At 73.2% G+C, this 26,375-nt stretch carries 23 protein-coding genes and 1 pseudogene; 15 read left to right on the top strand and 9 right to left on the bottom strand.

The features are described 5' to 3' along the window. Positions 1-2: 2 nt before the first annotated feature. Both ABZ793_RS16005 and ABZ793_RS16000 read right to left on the bottom strand, forming a co-directional pair. Positions 3-1,328 (bottom strand): ABC transporter substrate-binding protein, encoded by a 1,326-nt coding sequence (locus ABZ793_RS16005; RefSeq protein ID WP_357457433.1) that lies wholly within the window; start codon positions 1,326-1,328, stop codon positions 3-5. A 59-nt stretch (positions 1,329-1,387) separates the two neighbouring features. Further along, positions 1,388-2,902 carry an alpha-N-arabinofuranosidase gene (locus ABZ793_RS16000; protein ID WP_357457431.1) on the bottom strand — a complete coding sequence of 505 codons (1,515 nt, stop codon included), beginning with the start codon at positions 2,900-2,902 and terminating at the stop codon, positions 1,388-1,390. A 136-nt stretch (positions 2,903-3,038) separates the two neighbouring features. On the opposite strand from ABZ793_RS16000, the gene ABZ793_RS15995 reads away from it, so the two are divergent. Then, the gene (locus tag ABZ793_RS15995; RefSeq protein ID WP_357457429.1) at positions 3,039-4,046 is read left to right on the top strand and encodes a LacI family DNA-binding transcriptional regulator; all 1,008 of its coding nucleotides are present in this window, start codon (positions 3,039-3,041) and stop codon (positions 4,044-4,046) included. Positions 4,047-4,069: 23 nt separating this feature from the next. Here ABZ793_RS15995 and ABZ793_RS15990 read toward each other — a convergent pair whose 3' ends face one another. The 3 genes and pseudogenes from ABZ793_RS15990 to ABZ793_RS15980 all read right to left on the bottom strand — a co-directional run bounded on the left by ABZ793_RS15990 (position 4,070) and on the right by ABZ793_RS15980 (position 6,866). Next, positions 4,070-4,795, bottom strand: a complete 726-nt coding sequence (locus ABZ793_RS15990) for a methyltransferase domain-containing protein (protein ID WP_357457427.1) — start codon at positions 4,793-4,795, stop codon at positions 4,070-4,072. Between the two features lie 149 nt (positions 4,796-4,944). Beyond that, positions 4,945-5,190, bottom strand: a pseudogene (locus ABZ793_RS15985) (hypothetical protein); the annotation flags it as partial. A gap of 38 nt (positions 5,191-5,228) precedes the next feature. Then, positions 5,229-6,866 (bottom strand): ABC-F family ATP-binding cassette domain-containing protein, encoded by a 1,638-nt coding sequence (locus ABZ793_RS15980; RefSeq protein ID WP_357457425.1) that lies wholly within the window; start codon positions 6,864-6,866, stop codon positions 5,229-5,231. A 175-nt stretch (positions 6,867-7,041) separates the two neighbouring features. On the opposite strand from ABZ793_RS15980, the gene ABZ793_RS15975 reads away from it, so the two are divergent. The 3 genes from ABZ793_RS15975 to ABZ793_RS15965 all read left to right on the top strand — a co-directional run bounded on the left by ABZ793_RS15975 (position 7,042) and on the right by ABZ793_RS15965 (position 8,768). After that, positions 7,042-7,812 carry an ROK family protein gene (locus ABZ793_RS15975; RefSeq protein WP_357457423.1) on the top strand — a complete coding sequence of 257 codons (771 nt, stop codon included), beginning with the start codon at positions 7,042-7,044 and terminating at the stop codon, positions 7,810-7,812. 94 nt (positions 7,813-7,906) lie between these two features. Beyond that, on the top strand, positions 7,907-8,275 hold the full coding sequence (locus ABZ793_RS15970) for a tetratricopeptide repeat protein (protein ID WP_357457421.1): 369 nt from the start codon (positions 7,907-7,909) through the stop codon (positions 8,273-8,275). A gap of 238 nt (positions 8,276-8,513) precedes the next feature. Further along, entirely contained in the window at positions 8,514-8,768 is a 255-nt protein-coding gene (locus ABZ793_RS15965) for a Smr/MutS family protein (protein ID WP_357457419.1), read from the top strand. A gap of 104 nt (positions 8,769-8,872) precedes the next feature. Here ABZ793_RS15965 and ABZ793_RS15960 read toward each other — a convergent pair whose 3' ends face one another. Then, complete coding sequence (locus ABZ793_RS15960) at positions 8,873-11,248, bottom strand: M28 family peptidase (RefSeq protein WP_357457417.1); 2,376 nt, start codon at positions 11,246-11,248, stop codon at positions 8,873-8,875. Positions 11,249-11,547: 299 nt separating this feature from the next. Between ABZ793_RS15960 and ABZ793_RS15955 the strand changes: the two genes are divergently transcribed. The 7 genes from ABZ793_RS15955 (at position 11,548) to ABZ793_RS15925 (ending at position 20,283) form a co-directional block, all read left to right on the top strand. Further along, complete coding sequence (locus tag ABZ793_RS15955) at positions 11,548-12,726, top strand: fused response regulator/phosphatase (RefSeq protein ID WP_357457415.1); 1,179 nt, start codon at positions 11,548-11,550, stop codon at positions 12,724-12,726. After that, complete coding sequence (locus ABZ793_RS15950; RefSeq protein WP_357457413.1) at positions 12,723-14,483, top strand: ATP-binding protein; 1,761 nt, start codon at positions 12,723-12,725, stop codon at positions 14,481-14,483. The genes ABZ793_RS15955 and ABZ793_RS15950 overlap by 4 nt, the downstream gene beginning before the upstream one ends. Beyond that, complete coding sequence (locus ABZ793_RS15945; RefSeq protein WP_091102297.1) at positions 14,480-14,932, top strand: response regulator; 453 nt, start codon at positions 14,480-14,482, stop codon at positions 14,930-14,932. The genes ABZ793_RS15950 and ABZ793_RS15945 overlap by 4 nt, the downstream gene beginning before the upstream one ends. Further along, positions 14,925-15,737 (top strand): inositol monophosphatase family protein, encoded by an 813-nt coding sequence (locus tag ABZ793_RS15940; RefSeq protein ID WP_357457411.1) that lies wholly within the window; start codon positions 14,925-14,927, stop codon positions 15,735-15,737. Before ABZ793_RS15945 ends, ABZ793_RS15940 begins: the two co-directional genes overlap by 8 nt. Positions 15,738-15,916: 179 nt before the next feature. Beyond that, on the top strand, positions 15,917-16,996 hold the full coding sequence (locus ABZ793_RS15935) for a hypothetical protein (RefSeq protein ID WP_357457409.1): 1,080 nt from the start codon (positions 15,917-15,919) through the stop codon (positions 16,994-16,996). A gap of 36 nt (positions 16,997-17,032) precedes the next feature. Then, a complete protein-coding gene (locus ABZ793_RS15930; RefSeq protein ID WP_357457407.1) occupies positions 17,033-18,586 on the top strand; it encodes a fused MFS/spermidine synthase in 1,554 nt (517 codons plus the stop codon). Between the two features lie 71 nt (positions 18,587-18,657). Continuing rightward, complete coding sequence (locus ABZ793_RS15925; protein WP_357457405.1) at positions 18,658-20,283, top strand: serine/threonine-protein kinase; 1,626 nt, start codon at positions 18,658-18,660, stop codon at positions 20,281-20,283. Positions 20,284-20,311: 28 nt separating this feature from the next. Here the strand turns inward: ABZ793_RS15925 and ABZ793_RS15920 are convergent, their stop codons facing one another. Then, the gene (locus ABZ793_RS15920) at positions 20,312-20,944 is read right to left on the bottom strand and encodes a TrkA family potassium uptake protein (RefSeq protein WP_357457594.1); all 633 of its coding nucleotides are present in this window, start codon (positions 20,942-20,944) and stop codon (positions 20,312-20,314) included. 25 nt (positions 20,945-20,969) lie between these two features. Beyond that, positions 20,970-22,304 (bottom strand): potassium transporter TrkG, encoded by a 1,335-nt coding sequence (locus ABZ793_RS15915; RefSeq protein WP_357457403.1) that lies wholly within the window; start codon positions 22,302-22,304, stop codon positions 20,970-20,972. A gap of 140 nt (positions 22,305-22,444) precedes the next feature. On the opposite strand from ABZ793_RS15915, the gene ABZ793_RS15910 reads away from it, so the two are divergent. Beyond that, on the top strand, positions 22,445-23,569 hold the full coding sequence (locus ABZ793_RS15910; protein ID WP_357457401.1) for a glycerophosphodiester phosphodiesterase: 1,125 nt from the start codon (positions 22,445-22,447) through the stop codon (positions 23,567-23,569). A 263-nt stretch (positions 23,570-23,832) separates the two neighbouring features. Here ABZ793_RS15910 and ABZ793_RS15905 read toward each other — a convergent pair whose 3' ends face one another. Then, positions 23,833-24,063, bottom strand: coding sequence for a winged helix-turn-helix domain-containing protein (locus tag ABZ793_RS15905; RefSeq protein ID WP_357457398.1), 231 nt, complete (start codon positions 24,061-24,063; stop codon positions 23,833-23,835). Positions 24,064-24,354: 291 nt separating this feature from the next. Between ABZ793_RS15905 and ABZ793_RS15900 the strand changes: the two genes are divergently transcribed. The 3 genes from ABZ793_RS15900 to ABZ793_RS15890 all read left to right on the top strand — a co-directional run bounded on the left by ABZ793_RS15900 (position 24,355) and on the right by ABZ793_RS15890 (position 26,375). Next, entirely contained in the window at positions 24,355-24,657 is a 303-nt protein-coding gene (locus ABZ793_RS15900) for a DivIVA domain-containing protein (RefSeq protein ID WP_357457396.1), read from the top strand. Next, positions 24,654-24,908, top strand: coding sequence for a hypothetical protein (locus ABZ793_RS15895; RefSeq protein WP_357457394.1), 255 nt, complete (start codon positions 24,654-24,656; stop codon positions 24,906-24,908). Before ABZ793_RS15900 ends, ABZ793_RS15895 begins: the two co-directional genes overlap by 4 nt. Positions 24,909-25,175: 267 nt before the next feature. Continuing rightward, positions 25,176-26,375: a substrate-binding domain-containing protein gene (locus ABZ793_RS15890; protein ID WP_357457392.1), complete on the top strand. Its 1,200-nt coding sequence runs from the start codon at positions 25,176-25,178 to the stop codon at positions 26,373-26,375.

The following is a 26,375-nucleotide window of genomic DNA, read 5'->3' as shown; positions in this document are numbered from 1 at the left end:
GATCAGCTCCCGTACTTCTTGCGGTTGTCCTCGAGCTGTTTGTTGGCCTTGGCCGCGCCGTCGTCCAGCGCCTGCCTGGGCGACTTCTTGCCCAGCGCCGCCTCGTTGAACGAGTTGTAGAAGGTCGTCATGACCTCGCCGAGGCCCGGGGCCGCCGGCGGGAAGGCCGCGTACTCCAGCTCGGGGGCGAGCGCGTTGACCTCGGCCAGCGCCTTGAAGTCGGCGCTGTCCCGGACGGTCTTGCGGGCCGGGACCTGGCCGCCCTTGGCCCAGTCGAGGGAGTGCTGGCTGAGCCAGTTGATGAAGACCTTCGCCGCCGAGACCTTGTTGGCGTCGTTGGCCCGCTGCTTGACGATCGTGAAGTTGTGCGAGTTGGCCCAGGCGGCCGGCTGGCTGCCGATCTGCGGCAGGGGCGCCACCCCCCACTGGATCTCCGGGCTCTTCTTCAGGTCGTTGACCTGCCAGATGCCGTTCCAGTTGAAGGCGTTCCGGCCGCTCTTGAACGCCAGGTAGTCGGCGTCCTGACCGACGTTGGCGGGGGAGTGGCCCTGCTTGATCAGGTCGACCAGCCAGGTGCACGCCTCGACGGCCTGGTCGGAGTTGAAGGTGGCCCTGGTGGCCTCGGCGTCGAAGACGCTGCCGCCCCACTGGTGCAGCAGGGAGTAGAAGGTCATGCCTCCGGTGAACTGGAACGGGCTGACCCAGAAGCCCTGCACGCCGGACTTCTTCAGCTCGGTGAGCGCGGCGGTGTACTCGTCCTTCGTCGCCGGCGGCTTGGCCGGGTCCAGGCCCGCCTTCTGCATGACCCCCTTGTTGTAGTAGAAGCCGAGGGGGTGCATGTCCAGCGGGATGCCGTACCGCTTGTCGTTGTAGAGCCCGCCCTTCCAGACGGTGGGCGCGAAGTCCGCCTCGCTCAGCTCCAGCACCTTGGCCACGTCGTCCAGTTCGGTGATGACGCCACGGGCGGCGAAGGTGGCGAGCTGGTCCATGTGCATGACCGCGATGTCCGGCCCGTTGCCGCTGGAGGCGGCGCCGGGCAGCTTGGCGTAGTAGTCCGCCCACTCGTACGTCGCGATCGTGACGGCGATGTTCTGGTGCTCGGTGTTGAACTGGTTCACCAGCGCCTTGAAGATGTCGCCGTCACCGCCGGTGAACCCGTTCCACAGCTTCAGGTCCACCTTGGGGCCGGTGTAGTCCTTGCCGCCGTTGCCGGCCGCCGGGCCCGAGCTGTCGTCGTCGCCGCAGCCGGCCAGGGTCAGCGAGGCGGCGGCACCGAGCCCGAGGCCGAGGCCGAGCAGGCGCCGCCGGCTCATCTCGTTCTGCATCATGCGGGTTTCACTCCTTGGGGGACGGGGATGAATTGTGCGTGCCCAGGGTCGGTCCGGCGTCAGCCGGCGGCGGGGGAGAAGCGCAGCACGTTCCAGGAGACGGCCGGCAGTCGCGCGGCGCACCGGCCGCCGTCGGTGGTGGGGGTGGGCAACTGCCGGGGCGTGACCCGGTCGGGCTCCGCCTCCGTGTTCGTCGCCGTCGGGTCGTCCCCGGCGGCGAGGCTCAGGTGGGATTGACCGGATAGTCCTGACAGGCCGCGCAGGTCGAGCTGCAGGTCAAGGTCCGTGTCGTCCCGGTTGACGGCGAAGACGCTCAGCCCGCCCGTCTCCTCGTCGTGCACGGCGACGGCGTCGAGCACGGGGACCTCGCCGTACCGCTTCGTCTCGTAGGTCGGGCCGACCGGCTCGGTGCGCAGCACCGTCCCCAGGGCGTGCCGGGCGGTCAGCGCGAACGGGTGGAAGATGCTCTGCCGCCAGGCCGGCCCGCCGGTGCGGGTGCGGATCGGGGCGATCACGTTGGCGAGCTGGGCCTGGCAGGCCACCCCGACCCGGTCGGCGTGCCGGAGCAGCGTGATCAGCAGGTCGCCGACCACCACCGCGTCGACGGCGGTGAAGTCGTCCTCGATCAGCGCCGGGGCCTCCACCCAGCCGCGCCGGGCCAGGTCGGCCTGGAGGCGGGACTCGTACCAGACGTTCCACTCGTCGAAGGAGACCTTGAGCCTGCGTCGGTCCCGCCGCTTCGCCGCCACGTGGTCGGCGGTGGCGACCACGTCCCGGATGAAGTTGTCCATGTCGACGGCGGAGGCCAGGATGCTGGCCCGGTCGCCGTCGGACGGGTCGTAGTAGGTGTGCGCGGAGATGTAGTCGACATGCTCGTAGGTGTGCTCCAGGACGGTCGCCTCCCAGGAGGCGAAGGTGGGCATCCGCCGGTTGGAGCTGCCGCAGGCGACCAGGCTGATCGAGGGGTCGATCATCTTCATGGCGCGGGCGGTCTCGGCGGCCAGCCGGCCGTACTCGTCGGCGGTCTTGTGGCCGACCTGCCACGGGCCGTCCAGCTCGTTGCCCAGGCACCAGAGCCGCACCCCGTACGGCTCCTCGGCGCCGTGCTTGCGGCGCAGGTCCGACAGCTGCGTCCCGCCCGGGTGGTTGGCGTACTCCAGCAGGTCGCACGCCTCCTGCACGCCCCGGGTGCCGAGGTTGACCGCCATCATCGGCTCGACCCCCGCCTCGGCGGCCCAGCTCATGAACTCGTCGAGCCCGAAGGCGTTCGTCTCGATCGTCTTCCAGGCCAGGTCGAGCCGGCGGGGACGGTCGCCCGCCGGGCCGACGCCGTCCTCCCACCGGTAGCCGGAGACGAAGTTGCCGCCGGGATAGCGGACCACCGACACGCCCAGCTCCCGGGTCAGCTCCAGCACGTCGCCGCGCAGCCCCCGCGGGTCCGCCGTCGGGTGCCCCGGCTCGTAGATCCCGCCGTAGACGCAGCGGCCCATGTGCTCGACGAACGAGCCGAAGAGTCGCCGGTCGGCCGGTCCGATCGCGAAGGCCGGGTCGATCGTGAGCTGCGCGGTCCGCAAGGGGGTGCCACCTTTCCTCGTCGCGGTACCGGGTGACCGCGGTCACCCGGTGTCCCTGGTTTCTACAACGTTGTAAGCAACGTTGTAAAGAGCCGCTCACGAGGTAAAGTGCCCAGTCATGGCGGGAGGTGGCGCGGTGCGACACAGGCTCAAGGACGTGGCGGAGCGGGCCGGCGTGTCGGTCAAGACCGTCTCCAACGTGGTCAACGGCTACGTGCACGTCCGGCCCGACACCCGGGCCCGGGTCGAGGAGGCCATCGCCGAGCTGAACTACCGGCCCAACCTCTCCGCGCGCAACCTGCGCAAGGGGCGCACCGGGGTGATCGCGCTGGCCGTGCCCGAGCTGGACATCCCCTACTTCGCCGAGCTGGCCCGGCACGTCGTCACGGCCGCCGCCGAGCTGGGCTGGACGGTGCTCATCGACCAGACCGGCGGCGGCCGCGAGCAGGAGCGGGTGGTCGCCTCCGGCATCACCGAGCACCTGATCGACGGGCTGATCTTCAGCCCGCTGGCGCTCACCGCGGAGGACCTGACCGGGCTCGACGGCACCCCGATGGTGCTGCTCGGCGAGCGGGTCGACCACGGCCCCGCCGACCACGTCGGGATCGACAACGTGGGCGCCGCCCGGGAGCTCACCGCCCACCTGGTCGGGCTCGGCCGCCGCCGGATCGCCGCCATCGGCTCGCAGCGCACCCCGGAGGGGGCGAGCGCCCGGCTCCGGCTCGCCGGCTACACCGCCGCGCTCGCCGACGCCGGCATCGACTACGACGAGGCGCTGGTGGCGCCCGCGTCGGCCTGGCACCGCGCGGACGGCGCCGCCGCGATGCGCGCGCTGCTGGCCTCCGGCGTACGCCCCGACGCCGTCTTCTGCTTCAACGACACCCTCGCCCTGGGCGCCCTGCGCGCCCTGCACGAGGCGGGACTGCGCGTCCCCGAGGACGTCGCGGTGGCCGGCTTCGACGACATCGAGGACGGCCGGTTCTCCGTGCCCACCCTGAGCACCATCGCCCCCGACAAGGAGCGCATCGCCCGGCTGGCCGTGGAGCTGCTCGCGGGCCGCATCGACGGCGACCGCACCGCGCCGCCCCGGGAACTCTCCGCCCCCTGGCGCCTCACCCCCCGCGAAAGCACCCTCGGCCGCTGACCCCGGCTGCCCGTCCGGCCGGGTCAGTCGAAGAAGCGGGCCAGGTGGGCGGGGGTGGGGCCGGCCGCGTCCGGGGTCAGCGGGGTGAGGTCGGCGAAGATCGAGGCGCCGTCGCAGCCGACGTGCAGCGGATACCAGCGCGGGGTGCCCGGCGGGCGCTGCAGGCAGATCCCCTTGACCGTCTGCACGTCGAGCAGCCGGACGTGGGTCGGGTCGGCGACGGCGTTCACGTGCCGCCACCACGGGCTCATCACGTGCAGCACGCCGCCCGGCCGGAGCACCCGGTGGCACTCGTCGACCAGCGGCAGGAAGTCGACCAGGTGCTCCAGGATGTGCACCGCGAACAGCACGTCCACCGAGTCGTCGGCCAGCGGCAGCGAGGCGGAGAGATCGGCCACCGCGTTCACCCCCGGGGCGGGGTAGATGTCCAGCCCCAGGTTGCCCGGCCACTGCTTGGTGGCGCCGCAGCCCAGGTCGACCACGACCGGGTCGCGCCCGCCGACGCGTACCCGGCACCAGACGCCGAACACCCCGTCGAGCCGGCCCACCCGGTCCCGGACCAGGCGCAGGTCGGACGGCTCCGCGACCTCGCCGCCGAGGTGGGCCACCCCCCGGTCGAAGCGCACCTCCACCGCGAGGTCGCGCAGCCGGTCGTCGTGCCGGGCCTGGTCGGCCCACGCCTCGGCGAGGAATACGTCGATCGCCCGCAGCCGCTCGGCCGAGGGCGGGGTCTGTCCCAGCGCGACCATCCGGGTCCACCTCCCGCGGGCCGATACCCGGATCTCCGCCCGATATGCCCCGCGACACGCGTGCCGTGAGCCGGGCGTCAGCCGGTGATCGTCCGCCGGGGGCGACCGCCGCCGCGCATCCGCTGCCGGGGCGGCGGGGCGGCCGGCTTGGGCCGCTTGAGGTGGTAGCGGTGCAGTTCGTTGTTGCCGGGCAGGGACGGGTCCTCGCTCATGGCCACCAGCTCCCAGCCCTGGTCGCCGGCCCGGTTCAGGTGGGCCAGCGCGGTGTCGCCGTAGGGCGTCACGTCGACCATGGAGCCGTCCGGGCCGTACCAGACGAAGACGACCTCCCAGCCGATGTCGTTGGTGGCCGCCTGGCGACGGCGGACCAGCAGCGCGTACTCCCACTTGAGCATGGGGTCATTGTCACCCGCCGCGAGCGGGTCGGCACGGATCAATCCTCGGCGATCCGTCCGGCGGCCACCCGCAGCCGCCGGTTGGTCTGCACCGCGTCGAGCATCCGCCGGTCGTGGGTGACCAGCAGCAGCGTGCCCGGGTAGTTGGCCAGGGCTGACTCCAGCTGCTCGATGGCCGGCAGGTCCAGGTGGTTCGTCGGCTCGTCCAGCACCAGCAGGTTCACCCCGCGCCCCTGGAGCAGCGCCAGCGCCGCCCGGGTCCGCTCGCCCGGGGACAGGGTCGCCGCCGGGCGCAGCACGTGCGCCGCGCGCAGGCCGAACTTGGCCAGCAGCGTCCGCGCGTCCGCCGGCGACAGGTCCGGCACGGCGGCGCGGAACGCGTCGAGCAGGGGCGCGTCGCCGAGGAAGAGCCCCCGGGCCTGGTCCACCTCGCCGACCACCACGCCCGGGCCGAGCGCGGCGTGCCCCTCGTCGAGGGGGAGCCGGCCCAGCAGGGCGGCGAGCAGCGTGGACTTGCCGGAGCCGTTCGCCCCGGTCACCGCCACCCGGTCCGCCCAGTCGACCTGGAGGGTCACCGGGCCGAGGGTGAAGCCGCCCCGGCGTACGACGGCGTCGCGCAGCGAGGCCACGACGGCGCCGGCGCGGGGCGCGGCGGCGATCTCCATCCGCAGCTCCCACTCCTTGCGCGGCTCCTCGACCACCTCCAGCCGCTCGATCAGCCGCTCGGTCTGCTTGGCCTTGGCCGCCTGCTTCTCGGTCGACTCCGAGCGGAACTTGCGGCCGATCTTGTCGTTGTCGGTGGCCTTGCGGCGGGCGTTCTTCACGCCCTTCTCCATCCAGGCCCGTTGTGTGCGGGCGCGCGCCTCCAGCGCGGTCCGGGTGTCGGCGTACTCCTCGTACTCCTCGCGGGCGTGCCGGCGGGCGACCTCGCGCTCCTCCAGGTAGGCCGCGTAGCCGCCGCCGTAGTGCCGGATCTGCTGCTGGTGCAGGTCCAGCTCCAGCACCCGGGTCACCGTGCGGGTGAGGAACTCGCGGTCGTGGCTGACCAGCACGGTGCCGGCGCGCAGCCCGGTGACGAACTCCTCCAGCCGCTCCAGGCCGGCCAGGTCCAGGTCGTTGGTCGGCTCGTCGAGCAGGAAGACGTCGTAGCGGCTGAGCAGCAGCGAGGCCAGCCCGGCGCGGGCGGCCTGGCCGCCGGAGAGCCCGGTCATCGGGTGGTCCAGGTCGACCGTGAGGCCCAGCTCGGCGGCGACCTGTTCGGCGCGCTCCTCCAGGTCCGCCCCGCCCAGGCCGAGCCAGCGCTCCAGCGCCTCGGCGTAGTCGTCGTCCGCGCCGGGCGCGCCGTCGGTGAGCGCCGCGGTCGCCGCGTCCAGCGCGGCCTGCGCGGCGGTGACCCCGGTGCGCCGGGCGAGGAAGTCGCGGACGGTCTCGCCGGCGCGCCGCTCCGGCTCCTGCGGCAGGTGCCCGACGCTCGCCGTGGGCGGGCTGAGCGCGATGCTCCCGGCCTCCACCGGCAGCAACCCGGCGAGGGTACGCAGCAGCGTCGACTTGCCCGCCCCGTTCGGCCCGACCAGCCCCACCACGTCCCCGGGTGCGACCACCAGGTCCAGCCCGGAGAACAGCGCCCGGTCCCCGTGCCCCGCGGCCAGCCCCTTGACGATCATCGTCGCGCTCATCAACCGCGACCCTATCCCGCCCTCCACCCCTCCCCACCCGCTCGCCCTCCCCGACCCCACCGCCTCCGCGATCTTGCACTTGGTGTCCGGATGAGTGGGGCGAAAGCCGCGAACGTGGGGGCCGAAAGTGCAAGATCGCGAACCAGGCTCGGGAGGCGCACGGCACACTGCTCAGGTGGTGACCACTCTGGCGATCGACTGTGGCGGCGGCGGGATCAAGGGGTCCGTGCTGGACGAGGCGGGCACGATGCGCGCCCGGCCGCTGCGGGTGCCCACGCCGTACCCGCTGCCGCCGGCCCTGTTCGTCAAGACGTTGCTCGACCTGGGCGGCCGGCTGCCCGCGGCGGACCGGCTGACCGTCGGCATGCCGGGGATGATCCGGCACGGCGTGGTGGTCGCCACCCCGCACTACGTGACCCGCTCCGGGCCCCGGTCGAAGGCCGACCCGGGCCTGGTCGCGGAGTGGTCCGGGTACGACGCGCGGACCGCGCTCGCCGAGGCGTTCGGCGTGCCGGCGCTGGTGCTCAACGACGCCGAGGTGCACGGCGCCGGGGTGGTCGCCGGGACCGGCTGCGAGCTGGTGCTGACCCTCGGCACCGGGCTGGGCAACGCCCTCTTCGACGGCGGGGTGCTCGCCCCGCACCTGGAGCTGTCCCACGCGCCGGTGCGCTGGGGCACCACCTACGACACGTACGTGGGGGAGCCGGAGCGGCGCCGGCTCGGGGACGCGTTCTGGTCCCGCCGGATCCGGCAGGTCGTGGACGGGCTGCGCCCGGTGTTCCGCTGGGACCGGCTCTACCTGGGCGGCGGCAACTCGCGGCTGATCCGGCCCGAGCAGCTCGCCCGGATGGGCGACGACGTGGTGGTGGTGCCCAACACGGCGGGCATCGTCGGCGGCGTACGCGCCTGGGATCTGGTCGCCGGCCGGCACGGCGCACCCACCTGATCCCGCCCACGTTCCGCCCGGGAACAGTCGCGGTACGCCGGGTGTTGTGCCAGCGTCGGGGGAAGTGGCGGCGTGACACGAGGGGGTGGGTCGAATGGATCTTCTGGCCGAGTACCGGCGGGCGACCATGTTCTTCGAAGCCGGTGACCCGACCGGAGCGGCCCGGCTGCTCGAACCGATCGTGGCGGCCGAGCCCGACAACTCGTCGGTGCGGCAGCTGCTGGCCCGGGCGTACTTCCAGTCGGCCCAGCTCAACCGGGCCGAGGAGCAGCTCCGCGAGCTGGTCGACCGCGACCCCAGCGACCACTACGCCCACCACGTGCTGGGCCGGACGCTGGAACGGCTGAACCGGCACGCCGACGCGCTGCGGCACCTGCGCATCGCGGCGGCGATGCACAGCGGCAACGACGACTACCGCACCGCCCTGGACCGGGTGCAGGCCCGGGTCGCGGGCGGTCGCTGACGGCGGACGACCCGACGCCCGGGGTAGTGGGCGCACGGACGGGGCAGCTCGACAGGGCTGCCCCGTCCGTACGGTCGTCACCGGGCGCCGCCGGGTAGCTTGCGCGACGAGTGGAACGCCGTGGCTGTCACACGGGTCTGATGACAAGCATGGTGTTCCACCCGTGCGGGGGTGGGGCGGAGCGCGCCGGGCGGCCTACCATCGGCGGCATGGGACGTGACCTGCCGGTGGCTGCGCGATGAAGCTGAAGCTGGACCTGCACGACATCTTCAACAAGGGTCACGACATCGACCGGGCCCTGCGCGGGATCATGGACGAGGCGGTGGCGAGGAAGGCCACCCTGGTCGAGATCATCCCCGGCAAGGGCTCAGGCCAGCTGAAGAAGCGGGTGCTGCGCTTCCTCGACCAGAAGGACGTCAAGCAGCTCTACCACCGCGTCGAGAAGGACTCGAAGAACTTCGGTCGCCTCTTCGTGCACTTCCGCTGGAAGTAGCGGTGGCGCGGCCCCGGTCGGGAGAGCCGATGCCGTCGATGACTGGCTGGGAGACCACGCCGTCGACTGCGATCGGGGCCGCCCGGTGGGGCGGCCCCGATCGGTCAGAGCGGATACGTGCGGGCGACCGCGAGCATCTCGGAGCTGTGCGAGCCGACCACCCCGACGTCCGGTGGGCGGGGCCGGAAGCCGGGCAGCGCGTCCAGACCGTCGCTGGCGTCCATCGCGCGCAGCGCCACCTGCCCCGCCCTCGGCGTGACGGTCAGGGTCACCTCGACGCCCTCCGGCGGCGGGGCGTGGAAGACCACGCCGAAGCCCCAGCGGCCCTCCCGGGCCTCCGCCGGCACCGACCGGCCGGCCACCTCCGCGCGCAGCACCGTCGCGGTCGCCGAGTCGACGTGCAGGGTGGCCAGGCGGACCTGGCGCTGCGGGACGAGCCGCAGGCGCAGGGTGCGCTCGGTGCCGGCGGTGGTGTCCGAGAGCACCTCCAGCTTCGGCGCGGGCAGGTTCGCCGCCTGCGCCGGACCGGCGCGCAGCTCGGCGTCGCCGAGGCCGGGGAAGTCGGCGACTTCGACGACCCCGTCGACGTAGCTGTCGGTCCACGGCTGCGGGTCCTCCTCGTGGGAGAGCCAGCGGGCCTGTCCGGTGCCGGCGTCGAGGGCGTACATCAGGTGGGTGGGCGCGGGGTGCGCGGCGTCGAAGCGGTCGACGGCGAGCCCGACCCCGGCGAACACCACCGCCGCCAGCGCGGCGGCTGCGGCCGGCAGCGCGCCGAGCCGGCGGGCGCGCAGGGCGACCATGCCCCGCTGGCCGCCGGCCTGCGGGTGCAGGAGGTCGACCACCGGCAGCGCGGCCAGGCCGAGCAGCACCGCGACCAGCGCCGCGACGCCGCCCATCGCCATGCCGAGCGCCGGGAACAGCAGTACGACGGTGGGCAGCAGCACCACCACGGCCACCGCTGCGGCAAGGGTCGCCGCGACCACCGGCCACGGGCCGTCGATCCGCGCGCCCACCGCGACCAGCCCGGCCAGCGCGCCGGCCAGGGCCGGCAGGGTGACCAGGTACGCCCCGCCGGGCACCAGCACGGCGAACAGCACCCCGAGCAGGGCCAGCCAGCCCAGCGCGCCGATCGCGAGCGCGGCCGGGCCGACCCGGCGGCGGGTCAGCGCGTACCAGGCGAACAGGACGGCGGCGGCGAGCGCCACCACGGCCAGCCGGTACCAGGTGGGCCGGTACGGGTCGAGCAGTTCGGCGTAGCCGGGGCGGACCGCGGTGACCGCCGCCCAGAGCAGTTGGGCGGCGAGCGGGGCGATCACGATCGGTGCCAGCGCCAGCCCGAACCCGGCGGCGAGCCGGCCCCCGGTGACGCGGCCCCGCCGCCGGGCCAGCCAGCCGAGGGCCACCACGGCGGCGAGCGCGAGCAGCGCCAGCGGCAGGGTCAGCCAGCCGGGGTAGCGGACCAGCCCGCCGGGCACCGGGAAGTAGGTGGCGTCGTGCCCGGAGTCCAGCGCCTTCAGGTCGACCCGGCCGAACTCGCGGGCGAGGCCGAGGGCGTTGTCGCCGTGGTGCTGGAGGCTGGCCCGGTCCATGGCCGCCGGGGTGTCCAGCGGGGTGTGGTAGATCGCCCCGCCGTCGATGTACGCCGAGTTCAGCCCGACGAAGTCGGCGTCGAGGAACGCGGTGAAGTCGGTGTCGTTGGGCAGCGCCCGGTAGATCTCCACCGCGAACGACGTGCCGACCGGGTGCGGCGCGCCCCGGCCGAAGGCGTCCACCAGCGCCGCGTTGTTCCGCGAGGTCTCGAACATGATCACTGGGCCGGTGGAGCCGCGCGCCTCCAGGTTGAGCACCACGCCGCCGTCGGCCGCCAGGGGGTGGCCGGACGCGAAGGCCGACGCCCCGCACAGGCACGCCTCCTCGGCGTCGGTGAGCACGAAGACGATGTCGTTGCGCGGCCGGGGGCCGGCGGCCAGCGCGCGGGCCACCTCCAGGATGGCCGAGGTGCCGGCGGCGTCGTCGTTGCCGCCGGGCCCGGACTGGACCGAGTCGTAGTGCGCGACGAGGAAGACCCGGCCGGTCGGATCGGTGCCGGGGAGCCGGGCCACCACGTTGCGGACCCGGGCCAGGGTGGCGCCGCCGGCCGCCCCGCTGAGCTGGCCGGCCTCGGGCGCGACGGTGTCCTGCACCTCCGTCTCCAGGCCGAGGCCGCGCAGCACCCCCTCGACGTGGGCGCGGACCTGGTCGTTGGCCGGGCTGCCGGCCACGTGCGTCCGCGCCGCGACGACTTTGACGTGCTCGTACGCCCGGCCCGCGCTGAACTCGCCGGGCGGCGCGTCGGCCGGTCGCGGCGCCGGGGTGCGCAAATCGAGCAGCGTGCCGGCGCCGACGGCGACGAGCGCGACGAGCGCCGCCGCGGCGGCGGCCAACCGGCGGCGTGGCCGGGCCAGCGCGCGGTCGGCGGCGCGGGTGGTGGGTGCGCCCACGGGGACTCCTCGGGGGTGGGGCCAGGGGTGGCACCAATCCTGCACCGGGGCGGCGCCCGCGGGACTCCCCCGGACGGGCGGGGCAGCGCCCGGGCCGCCCGGCGGGCAGTGATCCGGCCCATGCCCGCGCCTGCGGCGCCCGTCGTGTTGTGTGCGAACGTTGTCTAATACAGGATCAGCAGGGCACTCGGAAGGAGCCCGACATCACCAGCGATCTCCCTCGTCTCGCGGCGGTGACCCGGTCGCACCGGGGGGCCGGCTCGGCCGGTTCTCCTGTCGTGCCGTACCCGCACGGCGGCATGGGGAGGCACCCCAACCTGCCTCCGGGTGAGCGGCTGCGGGTGCTGCTGGTCGAGGACGACGAGGGCGACGCCTTCCTGGTCGGCGAGCTGCTCGCCGAGACCAACTCCATGATCGAGCTGCTGGTGGCGACGAGCCTCAGTGAGGCCCGGCGGCGGGTGGTGGGCGTCGACTGCGTCCTGCTCGACCTCGGCCTGCCCGACGCGCAGGGCCTCGACGGCCTGCGCCAGGTGCTGGAGATGGCCAGCGGCGCCGCGGTCTGCGTGCTGACCGGCCGCTCCGACGAGCACCTCGGCATCGTCGCGGTCGCCGAGGGCGCGCAGGACTACCTGGTCAAGGGCGAGGTCGACGGGGTGCTGCTGACCCGGGCGCTGCGCTACGCGGTGGAGCGCAAGCGGGCCGACGAGAACGCGCGGCGGCTGCGCGAGGTCGAACTACGCCAGGCCGAGTCCGCCCGCCTCGAACGGGGCCTGCTGCCGCAGCCGCTGATGACGACCGACGAGGTCGCGGTGCACACCTTCTACCGGCCCGGCCGGCACGCCGCCCTGATCGGCGGCGACTTCTTCGACGTGGTGCAGACGAGCCCCGACCGGCTGGAGCTGATCGTCGGCGACGTCTGTGGGCACGGCGTGGACGAGGCGGCGCTCGGCGTCGAGCTGCGGGTCGCCTGGCGGGCGCTGATCCTCGCCGGCGTGCCGGACGACGAGGTGCTGCCGGCGCTGGAGCAGGTGCTGATGAGCGAGCGCCGCCTCCAGGAGATCTTCGCGACCGTCGCCACCGCGCGGCTGGACCTCGACGCCAACCGGGCCACCGTCCGGCTGGCCGGGCACCCGCCGCCGCTGCTGCTCGCCGGCGGCAAGGTGGCGCCCGTTCCGGCGCCCGGCGGCCTGCTGCTCGGCGTACGACCCCGCCGGCCCGTGGCCTACGACCTGGAGTTCGACACCGATGACTGGTCCCTGTTGATGTACACCGACGGGCTGATCGAGGGGCGGGTCGGCGAGGGCGACGAACGCCTCGACGTGCCCGGCCTGGGCGGCCTGCTCGCCGACCCGGCGAGCCTCGCCGTGCCGCTGGCCGAGCTGCCGGCCTGGCTGGTCGGGAGCGCCGAGCAGCTCAACGGCGGCCCGCTCGCCGACGACGTCGCCATGCTGCTGGTCAGCCGGGGTGGTGGCCGGTGACCGGAGTCCGCGAGTGGACCCTGCGCCAGCGGGTCGTCAGCCTGCTCGCCGTCGTCGCCGTGCTTCTGGTCGGCCTGGCCGGTGGCGCGGTCGTCGTGGCGGCGAAGAACCGGACGCACATCGACGCGATCCTGAACAAGACCGGCCCGCTGCGGGTGCAGGCGCAGGAGGTGCTGAACGCGCTGCTGGACCAGGAGACCTCCGTCCGCGGCTTCGCGGTCAGCGGCGACCAGGCCGACCTGGCCCCGTACGACGCCGGCCGGGCGCGGGAGCGGGAGCTGGTCGCCGAGATGCAGCCACTGCTTCGCGACTACCCCGCGATCCGGGAGCAGCTACGGGTCGTCGAGGAACGGGCCGAGGCCTGGCGCCAGGCGGTGGCGGTGCCCGTCATCACCACGACGGAGCAGAGCGGCACCGCCGCCGGGCAGGCGCTCGTCACCGACCAGGCCCGGGCGCAGTTCGACCAGGTCCGCGCCGCCCTGGACAACCTCCAGTCCGAGATCATCGAGGCCCGGCAGCAGAGCGCCGAGGACGTCCGGCGGACGAGCGACCTGCTGGTCGTCCTGCTGATCGCCGCCCTGGCGGTGGTGGTCATCGCCGGCAGCATGCTGCTGATCTCCCTGGACAAGATGGTGGTCCGCCCGCTGACCGGGCTGGCCGACCAGGTCCGGGAGGTCGCCGAGGGCGACTACCGGCACGGCATCACCGGCGCCGGCCCGCCCGAGTTCGTCCGGCTCGCCGGCGACGTCGACGCCATGCGGCGCAAGATCGCCAAGGAGCTGGACGAGGTACGGGAGGCCCGGGAGCGGATCGAGTGGGTCAACAGCCAGCTCCAGAAGCAGGCCGAGGAACTCACCCGCTCCAACCGCGACCTGGAGCAGTTCGCGTACGTCGCCTCGCACGACCTGCAGGAGCCGCTGCGCAAGGTGGCCAGCTTCTGCCAGCTCCTCCAGCGCCGGTACGCGGGGCAGTTGGACGAGCGGGCCGACCAGTACATCGCGTTCGCCGTCGACGGTGCGCAGCGGATGCAGCGCCTGATCAACGACCTGCTGGCGTTCTCCCGGATCGGCCGGCTCACCACCGGCTTCACCGAGGTCGACATGAACAAGGTCATGGGCGACGTGGCCGGCCAGACCGAGGCCGCCCGGCAGTACGCCGACGCCGAGCTGACCTGGGACGAGCTGCCGGTCATCCGCGGCGAGGAGCCGCTGCTGACCAACCTGCTGGCCAACCTCGTCAGCAACTCGATCAAGTTCCGCCGTCCCGACGTGCCGCCGAAGGTGCACGTCTCGGCCCGGCTGGTCGGCGACGAGTGGGAGATCAGCTGCCAGGACAACGGCATCGGGATCGAGCCGGAGTTCGCCGACAAGATCTTCGTCATCTTCCAGCGGCTGCACGCCAAGGACGCGTACCCGGGCACCGGGATCGGCCTGGCGATCGTCAAGAAGATCGTGGAGTACCACGGCGGCCGGGTCTGGGTGGACACCGGTACCGAGGAGGGCACCGCGATCCGCTTCACCCTCCCCGCCCTGCCCGAGGACGTCGAGGCGGCGACCGCCGCCGCTGCCGACGCCGACGGGCCGGTGGCCGACGACGCCGGAAACGGCGACGGCACGAGCGGGGCCGGGGACGACGGCGGGGCGACGGGCGTGCCGGAGCAGGCCGCTGGTTCCGGCGACGAGACGGACGCCACGGACGGCCCCGACCGGGCGCCGGCAGGCGGTAGAACGGGTGACATGAGGGAGACGGTGGGATGACCGCACCGGCGGACGGCAAGAGCCCGATCGAGGTCCTGCTGGTCGAGGACGACCCGGGCGACGTGTTGATGACCCAGGAGGCGTTCGAGGAGCACAAGCTCCGCAACCGGCTGACCGTCGTCTCGGACGGCGCCGAGGCGCTGGCCTACCTGCGGCGCGAGGGCCAGTACGCGGACGCGGTGACCCCGGACCTGGTCCTGCTCGACCTGAACCTGCCCCGCCGGGACGGGCGGGAGGTGCTGGAGGAGATCAAGAAGGACGAGCAGCTCTGCCGGATCCCGGTCGTGGTGCTGACCACCTCCCAGGCCGACGAGGACATCCTGCGCAGCTACCAGCTGCACGCGAACGCGTACGTGACCAAGCCGGTGGACTTCGAGCGGTTCATCTCCGTGGTCCGGCAGATCGACGAGTTCTTCGTCAGCGTGGTCAAGCTGCCGCCACGTGGCTGACACCCTCCTCGACGACGTCGGTGGGCTGCTGCACGAGGCCGCCGACCAGGTCGTGCTGCCGCTGTTCCGCAAGCTGGACGACGCCGACGTCACCGAGAAGGCGCCGGGCGAGTTGGTCACCGTCGCCGACCGTCGCGCCGAGGAGATGATCTCGGCGGCCCTGCGCCGGCTGCGCCCCGGCTCGGTGGTGGTCGGCGAGGAGGGCGTCGCCGACGACCCGGGCCTGCTGCGCCACCTGCGCGGTTCCGGCGACGTATGGCTGGTCGACCCGGTCGACGGCACGTCGAACTTCGCGGCCGGCCGGCGGCCGTTCGCGCTGATGGTGGCGCTGCTGACCGACGGCGAGCCGGCGGCCGCCTGGGTGCTCGACCCGCTCGCCGGCACGCTGGCCGTCGCGCGGGCGGGTGAGGGGACGTGGCTGGACGGCCGGCCGGTGCGGACCGGCGTGGACACGCCGCCCGTGGACGCGCTGCGCGGTGCCGCGATGTCGCGGTTCCTGCCGCCGGCGTCGAGGGCGCGGGTCGAGGCGGGCGGCGGGCGGGTCGGTGAGCTGCTCCCCGGCCAGCACTGCGCCGGCCGGGAATACCTGGACGTGCTCACCGGCGACCAGCAGTTCGTGCTGTTCTGGCGCACCCTGCCGTGGGACCACGCCCCCGGCACCCTGCTGGTCCGGGCGGCCGGCGGCGTCGCCCGGCGCTTCGACGGCGCCGACTACCACCCCGCCGACGAGGGCCACGGCCTGCTGGTCGCGGCGAGCGAGCGGGTCTGGGCGGAGGTCCACGAGGCGCTGCTCGGCGCTGCGTGACGTCGATGCGACACTGCGTCGAAGTTCGATGGCTGGGGCGGTCACGGGCCTGGTCACGAGCGGCCGGTCCGGTATCCTGACCGCCGGTCTCCGCCAGCAGGCCGCCGACCGGCGCCCGGCGGGGCCGCCGCCGCGCAGCGCTGCCACCCGGGGCCGGCGGCCGACGAAAGGATGCTTTCGTGCGCAGGACCATGCCCGTCGGGCGTCGCGGCCGTCCGCTGATCGCCCTGTCGGCGCGGCGTGCCCGCCGCCCGCTGCCCACCCCGTCGGCCGTGCGCCGTCCGCTGGTCGCCCTGCTCGTCGCGGTGGCGCTGCTCCTCGGCGGCGGCGCCGTGCCCGCGTACGCGGAGCCCAACGAGGGCGGCACCAAGAAGCTGCGGGACGCCCTGGAGGCCACCGCCAAGGCGCACATCGAGGCCAAGGCGAAGCTGGACAACTCCAAGCGCCGGCAGAAGACGCTGACGGGGCAGCTGACCACGCTGGAGGGCCGGCTGGTCGAGCTGACCGCGCAGGTCGGCGAGGTGGCCGCCCAGTCCTACCGGGTGGGCCGGCTCACCCCCACGGCGATGCTGCTCAACAGCGCCTCGCCCGAGGCGTTCCTGGAGCGGGCGGCGCACCTGGACCTGATGGCGCAGCGCGACGGCCGGCGGCTGCGCGACCTGACCGAGGCGCGCGAGCAGGCGCGGCAGGCCAAGATCGCCCTCGACGCCGAGGTCCGGGAGCAGCAGAAGCAGCTCGCGGTGATGGCGAAGAAGAAGAAGGAGGCCGAGGCGGCGCTCGCGGCGGTCAGCTCGGGCAGCAGCGGCGGCTTCAGCGGCGGGAACTCCTCCTCGGCGAAGCCGGCGCCGCGCAACCCCGACGGCTCCTGGCCCTCGGAGTCCTGCTCGGTGAACGACCCCACCACCTCCGGCTGCATCACCCCGCGCACGCTCAACGCCCTTCAGCAGACCCAGAACGCGGGCTACAAGCGGCACGTCTCCTGCTACCGCAGCGGCGGCTCCGGCGAACATCCCAAGGGCCGGGCCTGCGACTTCTCGGCCGCCGCTGGCGGGTTCGAGGACAAGACCGCCACCGGCGGGGACAAGGCGTACGGGGACAGCCTCGCCGCCTGGCACGTGCGCAACGCCAGCCGGCTCGGCGTGCTCTACGTGATCTGGTACCGGCAGATCTGGCACCCGGGCACCGGGTGGCGGGCGTACGGCGGCAGCGGCAGCCCCGCCGCCGACCACACGAACCATGTTCATCTCTCGATGTACTGACCCGCGACCCCAGGTTCACTGCGTACCATCGCGCGGGTGAACTCCCCATCGTCCGACGTCACGGCCCCGCCGGCCATGCCGGAGCGGCCCTCCGCCCGGGCCCTGCCCAACGGGCTCGCCGCGTTCCTGGTCTTCTTCTCCAGCGGCGCCGTCCTGGTGCTGGAGACCGTCGCGCTGCGCCTGGTCGGGCCGTACGTCGGGGTGACCCTCCAGGTGACCAGCTCGGTCATCGGCATCGCGTTGGCGGCCATCGCGTACGGGGCGTGGTCGGGCGGCTGGCTGGCCGACCGGCGTAACCCGCGCACCCTGCTGGCCCCGGCGCTGGTGCTGGCCGGCATCGCCACCGCGGTCACCCTGCCCGTGGTCCGGTACGCCGGCGAGGTGCTGCGCGGCGGGGCGGCCACGGCCATCCTGCTGCTCGTCGCGCTCGCCGTATTCGTGCCGGCGGCCCTGCTCGCCGCGGTCACCCCGCTGGTCGTCAAGCTCCAGCTCGCCGACCTGCGGCGCACGGGCCAGGTGGTCGGCCGGCTCTCCGGCATCGGCACGCTGGGCGGCATCACCGCCACCCTGGGCACCGGTTTCGTGCTGGTCGCCGCGCTGCCCAGCACGGTCATCCTGTTCGCCCTGGCGGCCTCGCTCGGGCTCACCGGGCTCGGTCTCGGGGTGTGGCTGCGCCGGCAGGACCAGGCGGAGCTGCCCGGCCCGGCGCGGGCCAAGGTGGCCCTGGCCGTGCTCGGTCTCGTCGGCGCCGGGCTCACCACGGTCGCCCCGAACCCGTGCGACATCGAGACGGCCTACCACTGCGCCAGCGTCGAGGCCGACCCCGGCCGGGACTCCGGCCGCACCCTGCTGCTCAACTCGGCCCAGCACTCGTACGTGGACCTCGCCGACCCCACCCACCTGAAGTACGCGTACACGCGGTGGATCGGGGCGGTGGCCGACGTGGTGGCCCCGGCGGGGCAGCGGCTGGACGCGCTGCACCTGGGCGGCGGCGGATTCACCGTGCCGCGCTACCTGACCGCCACCCGCCCCGGCACGGACAACGTGGTGTTCGAGATCGACGGCGGGCTGGTCGAGCTGGGCGAGCGCGAGCTGGGCGTACGCCAGGGGCCGGACCTGCGGGCGGTGGTGGGTGACGCCCGGATGCTGGTCGCGGGGGAGGCGACCGACAGTCGGGACCTCGTGGTCGGCGACGCCTTCGGGCACCTGGTGGTGCCCTGGCACCTGGCCACCCGGGAGATGGCCGCCGAGATCCGTCGGGTGACCCGGCCCGGCGGCGTCTACGTGCAGAACGTCATCGACTACCCGCCGCTGCGCTTCATCCGCAGCGAGCTGGCCACCGTCGCCGCCGAGTTCCGGCACGTCGCGGTGATCGCCCCGTCGGCGGCGCTCGCCGGGCAGGAGGGCGCGAACTTCCTCATCGTCGCCTCCGACGCCCCGCTGCCGTCGGACGCGATCCGCGACCGGCTGGTGGACCTGCGGGAGGGCGCCACCCTGCTCGCGGGCGCCGAGCTGACCGCCTTCGTCGGCGAGGCGCTGGTGCTGACCGACGACTACGCCCCGGTGGACCAACTCCTCGCCACCGCCTGATCGGGTGACTTCGGTGACCGATTCCGACCGCCGAGGTGTAGCCGGGGCAGTCCTGGGCAACAACGACCCCCATGGGTGGACCGATCCGGGACGGCGCGCAACTGCTGGGTGAGCGGTACCGGCTGATCGAGCAGCTCGGCGCGGGCGGCATGTCCGTCGTGTGGCGGGGCTACGACGAGGTGCTCGGCCGCCAGGTGGCGGTCAAGGTGCTCGCGTCCCGCCTGGCCAACGACCGCGCGTTCCGGCACCGCATCCGGATCGAGGCGCAGGCCGCCGCACGGCTGTGCCACCCCAACATCACCAACGTCTACGACTACGGCGAGTCGGAGCAGGTCGGCCTGACCGTGCCGTACGTCGTCATGGAGCTGGTCGACGGCGAGTCGCTGACGGGCCGGCTGCGGCGGGGGAGCCTGCCATGGCGGGAGGCGGTGACGATCGGCGCGGAGGTGGCCTCGGCGTTGGCCACCGCGCACGCCCGGGGCGTGGTGCACCGGGACGTCACCCCGGGCAACATCATGCTGACCGCCACCGGCGTCAAGGTCGTCGACTTCGGCATCTCGGCGCTGGTGGGCGAGAAGGAGAAGGGGCCGGACGGGGCCCTGCTCGGCACGCCCGCGTACCTCGCCCCGGAGCGGCTCGACAACGGCCAGGTCTCCCCGGCCACGGACGTGTACGCGGTGGGCCTGCTGCTCTACCGGATGCTCACCGGCCGGCTGCCCTGGCAGGCGAGCACCACCACCCAGATGCTGCGCGCGCACATGTACAACGACCCGGAGCCGATGCCGCCGGTGCCGGGGCTCCCCGACGAGGTGCGCGACCTGGTGCGCCGGTGCCTGGCGAAGCGGCCCGAGGACCGGCCCGGCACCGCCGAGGTCGCCCGGACGCTCGCGGAGGCGGCCGGCATGATCGCGGCGGTGCCCGTCTCCCCGGCCGCCGGGCCCGTGGACCCGGCCGAGCTGGCCAGCGCCGGCACCACGATCCTGCCCTGGTCCGCCGCCACCGACGCGCTGCCGTTCTCGGGTACGCGCAACCGGCGGGTGGCGACGCGGCGCCGGCGGGTCGAGGCGGGGGTGGCCGCCGCCGGCCTGGTGGCGGTGACCGCGGCGCTGTGGGGGATGACCTCCCGCAGCCCGGCCAGCGGCGGCATCGACCAGCCGACGCAGGCGCGGATGGGCGCGGAGCAGCCGGCGCCCTGCCGCGTGGCGTACACGCTGCGCAAGGACTCCGGCAAGGACTTCGCCGCCGAGCTGACCCTGACCAACACCGGCCAGCAGGAGCTGCGCGGCTGGCGGATGAGCTTCACCTTTCCCGGCCAGCAGACCGTGACGAAGTCGGTGCCCGTGCCCGTACGCCAGCAGGGCCGGACGGTGCTCGTGGAGCCGGCCCCGGAGCGGGCGTTGGCCCCCGGCGCGTCGGAGAAGTTCACGCTGACCGGCCGTCACACCGGGACCAACCCGCTGCCAGTGGAGTTCCGCCTCGGCGACGAGACCTGCGGGGTGCAGGTCTCCGGTGTGGCCGGCTCGGCGCCGAGCACCGCGCCCGCCACCAGGGCCCCGACGACCAGGACCCCGAAGACGAAGGCCGGCACCTCCGCGGGCGGCTCGAAGGCCAAGTCCGACAACTCCGGCAAGGGGAAGGGGTCGGGTGGTGGAAAAAAAGCAAGCCAGGAAAGGGGAAGGGACGATGACGACGACTGAGTTCGCCACAGTCAGCTGAGCCCGCCGGTCAGCTCAGCGCCGCGAAGCTCTGCACCTGCGCGATGTTCCCCTCGATGATCAGCATGCTGCCCGGGGAGATGACGGTCTCGTCGGTGGCGTACCGGAATCGTTCGCCGGGCAGCTTCACGCCGACCACCCGTACCCCGTAGCGCTCGGTGGGCACCAGGTCCGTCAGCGGCCGGCCGACCATCGCCTCCGGAACGCACACCTTGGCGATGGCGAAGTCGTCGCCGAACTCGATGAAGTCGAGCATCCTGGTGACGATCAGGTGGGCCACCCGTTCGCCGGTCTCCGCCTCGGGAAAGATCACGTGGTGCGCGCCGACCGAGCCGAGGATCTTCGCGTGCTTCTCCGAGGTCGCGCGGGCCCAGATCTGCGGCACGCCCAGCTCCGTCAGCGCCAGCACACTCAGCACGCTCGCCTCCACCGAGGCGCCGATCGCGACCACCGCCCGGCCGAACTCCGTCACGCCGAGCTGGCGCAGCGCCCCCTCCTCGGTGGCATCGGCCTGTACGACGCGGTCGAGTTGGGCCGACCATCGCTGCACCTGGTCCGGGTTGCGGTCGATGGCCAGCACGTCGTGGTCGAGCGCGGTCAGCGCGCCGGCCAGGTGGCAGCCGAACCGGCCCAGCCCGATCACCAGGACGCCGCCTTCGTTCGCGTTCCTATCCGACAATGGGTTGCTCCTCAGGGTAGCGGTACAACCGCCGGCGGGTGTTCAGGGCGATCGCCGACCCGAGGGTCAGCGGCCCGACCCGGCCGACGAACATGAGGACGATCAGGGCGAGCTGGCCGCTCTCCGGCAGCGCGGAGGCGACCCCGACGCTGAGGCCGGTGGTGGTGAACGACGAGGTCACCTCGAACAGCGCCTGGTAGTAACGGACTCCCTCGGTGAGAAAGACCAGCAGCACCGTGCCGACGGCCACCAGCGCGACGCTGAGCAGCGCGACGGTGATCGCCTGGCGTTGGCTGGCGGTGGCCACCCGGCGGTTCCCGACCGTCACGTCCGGCTCGCCGCGCAGCTCGGCCCAGATGACGAAGGCGAGCAGGAAGAAGGTCGTCACCTTGATCCCGCCGGCGGTGCTGGCGCTGCCGCCGCCGATGAACATCAGCGCGATGATCAGCGGATAGGTCTCGTCCTCCAGGCCCTCGACGTCGACGACGTTGAAGCCGCCGGTGCGGATGAACGCGTTCTGGGTGAACGCCACGAGGAGCTTGTCCGGCCAGGCGTAGATGCCCAGCGTTCGCGGGTTGGCCCACTCGATGACCAGCAGGCACAGGAAGCCCACCACCAGCAGCGTCAGGCTGCCCCAGACGGTGAGCTTGGTGGCGACGGCCCAGCGACGCGGCTGCCGCCACTCCCGGGCCGCCTCGAACAACGCCGGGAAGCCGAGCCCGCCGACGATGGTGCCGATGGCCAGCGGCAGGGTGACCCAGGCGTCGGAGGAGAAGCCGATGAGGTTGTCGGTGTAGAGGGCGAACCCGCCGTTGTTGAAGGCCTGGACGGCGTGGAAGAGGCCGCTCCAGAGGGCCCGGGTGAACGGGTAGTCGTAGGTGACCCAGAGCCGGGCCGTCAGGATCGCGGTGATCACCGACTCGCAGGCGAGGGCGAGGCCGGCGATGCGCAGCAGCAGCCGGCGTACGTCGCCGATGCCGAACTCGGCGGTCTCGGCCTGCACCAGCAGCCGGCTGCGCAGCCCCAGCCGCCGGGCCACCACCAGGATCACCAGCGTCGCCCCGGTGACGATGCCGAGGCCGCCGACCTGGGTGAGCACGGTGATCATCACGAGCCCGAACTCGTTCCAGTAGTTCGGGGTGTCCACGACCGCCATGCCGGTCACCGAGACCGCCGAGGTCGCGGTGAACAGGGCGGTCAGGAACGGGGTGTAACTGTGCTCGCTGGTGGCCCAGGGCAGCATCAGCAGCCCGGTGCCGAGCAGGATCGCCACCAGGAAACCGAACGGCACGATCCGCACGGGGTGACGAAGAAGCCGGCGCACCAGACAATCTTCCTTTTCCATCGCGATCCGGGTGTCGAAACCGGCATGCCCAGGGTTCATCCGCCCGTCAGCCGCCGACCAACTCGCCGTCAATCCGGACAGGTCTGCTGAGGCGGATCCCTCGACGACAGGAGACGGCGTTGCGACGTACCCTTTCCGCCCTCGGAGTGGCCGGGGCCCTGCTCGCGGCCGCCGTGGCCGTGCCGACCGTGGCCGCGTCGGCCGCCCCGGCACCCGCCGCCGAACGGGCCCGGGCGACCGACCGCCCCCTCGTCATCGCCCACCGCGGCGCCAGCGGCTACCGGCCGGAGCACACCCTGGAGGCCTACCGGCTGGCGATCCGGCAGGGCGCGGACTACATCGAGCCGGACCTGGTCGCGACCCGCGACGGCGCGCTGGTCGCCCGGCACGAGAACGAGATCAGCGGTACGACCGACGTGGCCGTCCGCCCCGAGTACGCCGCCCGCAAGGCCACGAAGACCATCGACGGCGTCGCGGTCACCGGCTGGTTCACCGAGGACTTCACCCTGGCCGAGCTGAAGACGCTGCGGGCCAAGGAGCGGCTGCCGCAGGTGCGCGTCGGCAACACCGCGTTCGACGGGCGGTTCGACGTGCCCACCCTCCAGGAGGTCATCGACCTGGCCCGCGCCGAAGGGCGGGCGCGGGGGCGCACGATCGGCGTCTACCCGGAGACCAAGCACCCCACCTACTTCGCGTCGATCGGGCTGCCGCTGGAGGAGCCGCTGGTCGAGGTGCTGCGGCGCAACAAGCTGACCCACCGGAACTCGCCGGTGATCATCCAGTCGTTCGAGACGGCCAACCTGCGCAAGCTGGACCGGATGATCGACGTCAAGCTCGCCCAGCTCCTCGACGCCACCGGCCGCCCGTACGACTTCACCGTCGCCGGCGACGCCCGCACCTACCAGGACCTGGCGAAGCCGGCCGGCCTGAAGTGGATCGCCGGCTACGCCGACGGTGTCGGCGTGCAGAAGAACCTGATCGTCCCGCGCGACGCCACCGGCAAGCTGCTCGCCCCGACCACCCTGGTCCGGGACGCGCACCGGGAGCGGCTGGTCGTGCACGCCTGGACGTTCCGGGCGGAGAACCAGTTCCTGCCGGCCGACTTCCGGATCGGCACCGACCCGAACGCCCGTGGCGACATCCAGGCCGAGTACGAGCTGTTCCTCAACCTGGGCCTGGACGGCGTCTTCAGCGACCACCCGGACACCGCCGTCGCCGCCCGGGAGGGTCTCGCCCGGCGCTGACCGACTCCGCCGCCGCCCCGCCGGCCCGTCACCCCTGTCCCCGGGTGACGGGCCGGCGTCCTTGTCGGGGTACGCGTGCTGCCCGGTGGCGCCCCGTGGTGCCGGTGGTGGTGCCGGTGGTGCCCGGGCGGGCCGGGAGGCTGTCCGTCCTCCGTGCCTATCGAGCTGATGTCGCAGACGATTCAGGTGCTCGGGATGCCTGCGCGGACGCTGTCGAGCTGCCCCGTCTGTGGGGGCAGCCCGACAGGGGGCGGGAAGGGCAGCTACGCGGTGGGGCGCTCGGCCACGTAGGTGCCCCGGCCAGGCTGGCCGATGATCAGCTCGCGGTCGTGCAGCAGCGACATCGCCCGATAGGCGGTGTTCATGGCGACCCCATACTGGTCCGCGATCTGCCGTGTCGAGGGCAACTTGTCGCCGGGCTTCAGCTCGCCACTCTTGATCTTTGCGGCGAAGTCGTTGGCGATCACTTTGTAGGGCGCTGGCGCTGTGGGCATGACGAAGACTCCGGTTGGTTCGGCGACTCCGATCCTGCCCTACTTACTCAAGTAACTGCAACAAGTCGTGACGCGACGATGACGGAGGGCTCGACTAGCGCAAGATACTGGTGTAGGTTGCTGCGTGTCCGGCTCCGGTTGGTTCGGCAAGCCTCGGGGTTCGGACCTCAAGAGGGCTCCGGGGTCGTACCGCCGACGAGGGCTGCGGTCGCGGGGCCGGCGGCCCGGTCCGCATCCCCTACCTGCGGACCGGGCCGCCTTCCAAGAGGACGCGACGCGAGGACGGTGGTCATGCGCATGGTGCTCAACCTGTTCCGACCGGCCCGGCGCAGGCGGGTGACCCGGCCGCCGAACGGCGGGTGGTACCGGTCGGAGTCCTGTCGGCCGTTGACGGCGGGGCAGATTCGCGACCGCCGGTTCCGTTCGGTGCGGCGAGGGCTCGACCCGGTCGAGGTGCACGCGTTCCTGCACCGGGTGGCTGCCGAGCTGGCCGCCACCCGCCGGGACCTCGTCCTCACCGCCGAGGAGAACGCGCGGATCAAGCGGGCGCTGCGCAGTTGGCAGTCCCGGTTCGCGCCGGGTGGGCGGCGGTGAGCCGGGAGCGCTTCGTGGTGCACCTGCCGGTGCTCGCCACCGACCTGCCCGCCGCGAAGCGGTTCGCCCGGGCGATCACCCGGGCGCTGGGCTTCCTCCCGGACGTGGACCGTGGTGAGGCCACCGTCTCCGCGGAGGACGCCCAGTTCGTACGCCATCGGGTCTTCTGCGACACCCTGCTCGACGGCGGTCGCCGCTGCGGGCGGACGGCCGACCACGACGGCCCCTGCGTCCCGCCCGAGCGGCCGTGATGGGCGGCGGCGCTCGGCGGGGCGGCGGGAGGAATACGGCATTCGGTGGGTATCGGTGGCGCGGGGCGACACAGGAGCGTTTCCATCGATGGCCCGGAGACCCATCGCGGACGTGCGCCGTCAATGCCGAGTCGTGACCGTTGTAACCCGCGGCCACCCCACCCCTGTTACTTGTGTGTTTCGGCCACATAGCCCGTGCGTGACGTCACTTCTAGCGTGAGCCGTCACATGTACTTCCCTACCTCCGAGTCCTCACGTGGAGTCGCAATGACGGTCCGGACGACGCGGCGGGTGTTCCTCTCCGCCGCCACCATGATGGCCGCGGCGCTCGCCGCCACGGCCTGTGGCAGCCCGCAGGAAACCGCCTCCGGCGGCGGTGACAGCGCCGCCCCGGTGAAGGTTGGCCTGGTGTACTCCCAGTCGGGAGCCCTCGCCAGCTACGGCAAGCAGTACATCGAGGGGTTCAAGGCCGGCCTGGACTATGCCACCAAGGGCACGAACAAGGTCGGCGACCGGACGATCGAGATCACCGAGGTCGACGACGCCGGTGACCCGGCGAAGGCGGTCTCCGCGGCCAAGGACCTGATCGGTAAGGGCAACAAGATCATCGCGGGCTCGACCGCGTCCGGCGTGGCGCTTCAGGTCGCCCCGATCGCCGCGCAGAACAAGGTCCTCTTCGTCTCCGGGCCGGCCGCCACCGACGCGGTGACCGGCGCCAACAAGTACACGTTCCGCTCCGGGCGGCAGTCGTACCAGGACGTGGTGACCGCCAAGTCGTTCATCGGCGACCCGGCCGGCAAGAAGGTCGTGGTCTTCGCCCAGGACGGCGCGTTCGGCGACGCCAACGAGGCCGCCGTCAAGACCGTCATCGGCGGCGCGGGCGCGACCGTCAGCAGCGTCCGGGCCCCGGCCAGCGCCACCGAGTTCACCCCGTTCGCCAGCCAGATCAAGTCCGCCAAGCCGGACCTGCTCTTCGTCGCCTGGGCCGGCACCACCGCCCCGGCCATGTGGCAGACCCTCGACCAGCAGGGCGTCCTGTCCTCCACCACCGTCGTCACCGGCCTGGACATCCGCGCCTCGTGGCCGACCTTCGGCGCGGCCGGCGCCAAGATCTCCTTCCTGTCGCACTACTTCGACGGGGCCTCCGACAACGAGGCCGCCAAGGCGCTGAAGGCCAAGGTCGGCACCGTCGACCTGTTCCACCCGGACGGCTTCGCCGCCGCGCAGATGGTCGTGCGCGCCGTCGAGGAGGGTGGCGACGACGTCGAGAAGATGGTCAAGGCCCTGGAGGGCTGGAGCTTCGACGGGGTCAAGGGCAAGATGAGCATCCGCGCCGAGGACCACGCGCTGCTCCAGCCGATGTTCCAGGCCAAGCTGACCGGCAGCGGCACCACGTTCACGGCCACCGCCCAGAAGGCGCTGACCGGGGACGAGACCGCGCCGCCGGCCGTGGCGATGAAGGGCTGA

The sequence above is a fragment of the Micromonospora sp. NPDC047465 genome (assembly GCF_040643125.1).
Classification (GTDB): Bacteria; Actinomycetota; Actinomycetes; order Mycobacteriales; family Micromonosporaceae; genus Micromonospora.
The sequence above is the reverse complement of the archived record's forward strand: the minus strand, read 5'-3'. Positions and strand labels throughout refer to the sequence as shown.

Bases quoted from the DNA above. Each gene is read 5' to 3' on its own strand.
- ABZ793_RS15970 (WP_357457421.1), top strand. From the start codon at position 7,907: ATGGATCTTCTGGCCGAGTACCGGCGGGCGACCATGTTCTTCGAAGCC.
- ABZ793_RS16005 (WP_357457433.1), bottom strand. From the start codon at position 1,328: ATGATGCAGAACGAGATGAGCCGGCGGCGCCTGCTCGGCCTCGGCCTC.
- ABZ793_RS15990 (WP_357457427.1), bottom strand. From the start codon at position 4,795: ATGGTCGCGCTGGGACAGACCCCGCCCTCGGCCGAGCGGCTGCGGGCG.
- ABZ793_RS15905 (WP_357457398.1), bottom strand. From the start codon at position 24,063: ATGCCCACAGCGCCAGCGCCCTACAAAGTGATCGCCAACGACTTCGCC.
- ABZ793_RS15945 (WP_091102297.1), top strand. From the start codon at position 14,480: ATGACCGCACCGGCGGACGGCAAGAGCCCGATCGAGGTCCTGCTGGTC.
- ABZ793_RS15900 (WP_357457396.1), top strand. From the start codon at position 24,355: ATGCGCATGGTGCTCAACCTGTTCCGACCGGCCCGGCGCAGGCGGGTG.
- ABZ793_RS15955 (WP_357457415.1), top strand. From the start codon at position 11,548: ATGGGGAGGCACCCCAACCTGCCTCCGGGTGAGCGGCTGCGGGTGCTG.
- ABZ793_RS15890 (WP_357457392.1), top strand. From the start codon at position 25,176: ATGACGGTCCGGACGACGCGGCGGGTGTTCCTCTCCGCCGCCACCATG.
- ABZ793_RS15965 (WP_357457419.1), top strand. From the start codon at position 8,514: ATGAAGCTGAAGCTGGACCTGCACGACATCTTCAACAAGGGTCACGAC.
- ABZ793_RS15980 (WP_357457425.1), bottom strand. From the start codon at position 6,866: ATGAGCGCGACGATGATCGTCAAGGGGCTGGCCGCGGGGCACGGGGAC.
- ABZ793_RS15925 (WP_357457405.1), top strand. From the start codon at position 18,658: ATGGGTGGACCGATCCGGGACGGCGCGCAACTGCTGGGTGAGCGGTAC.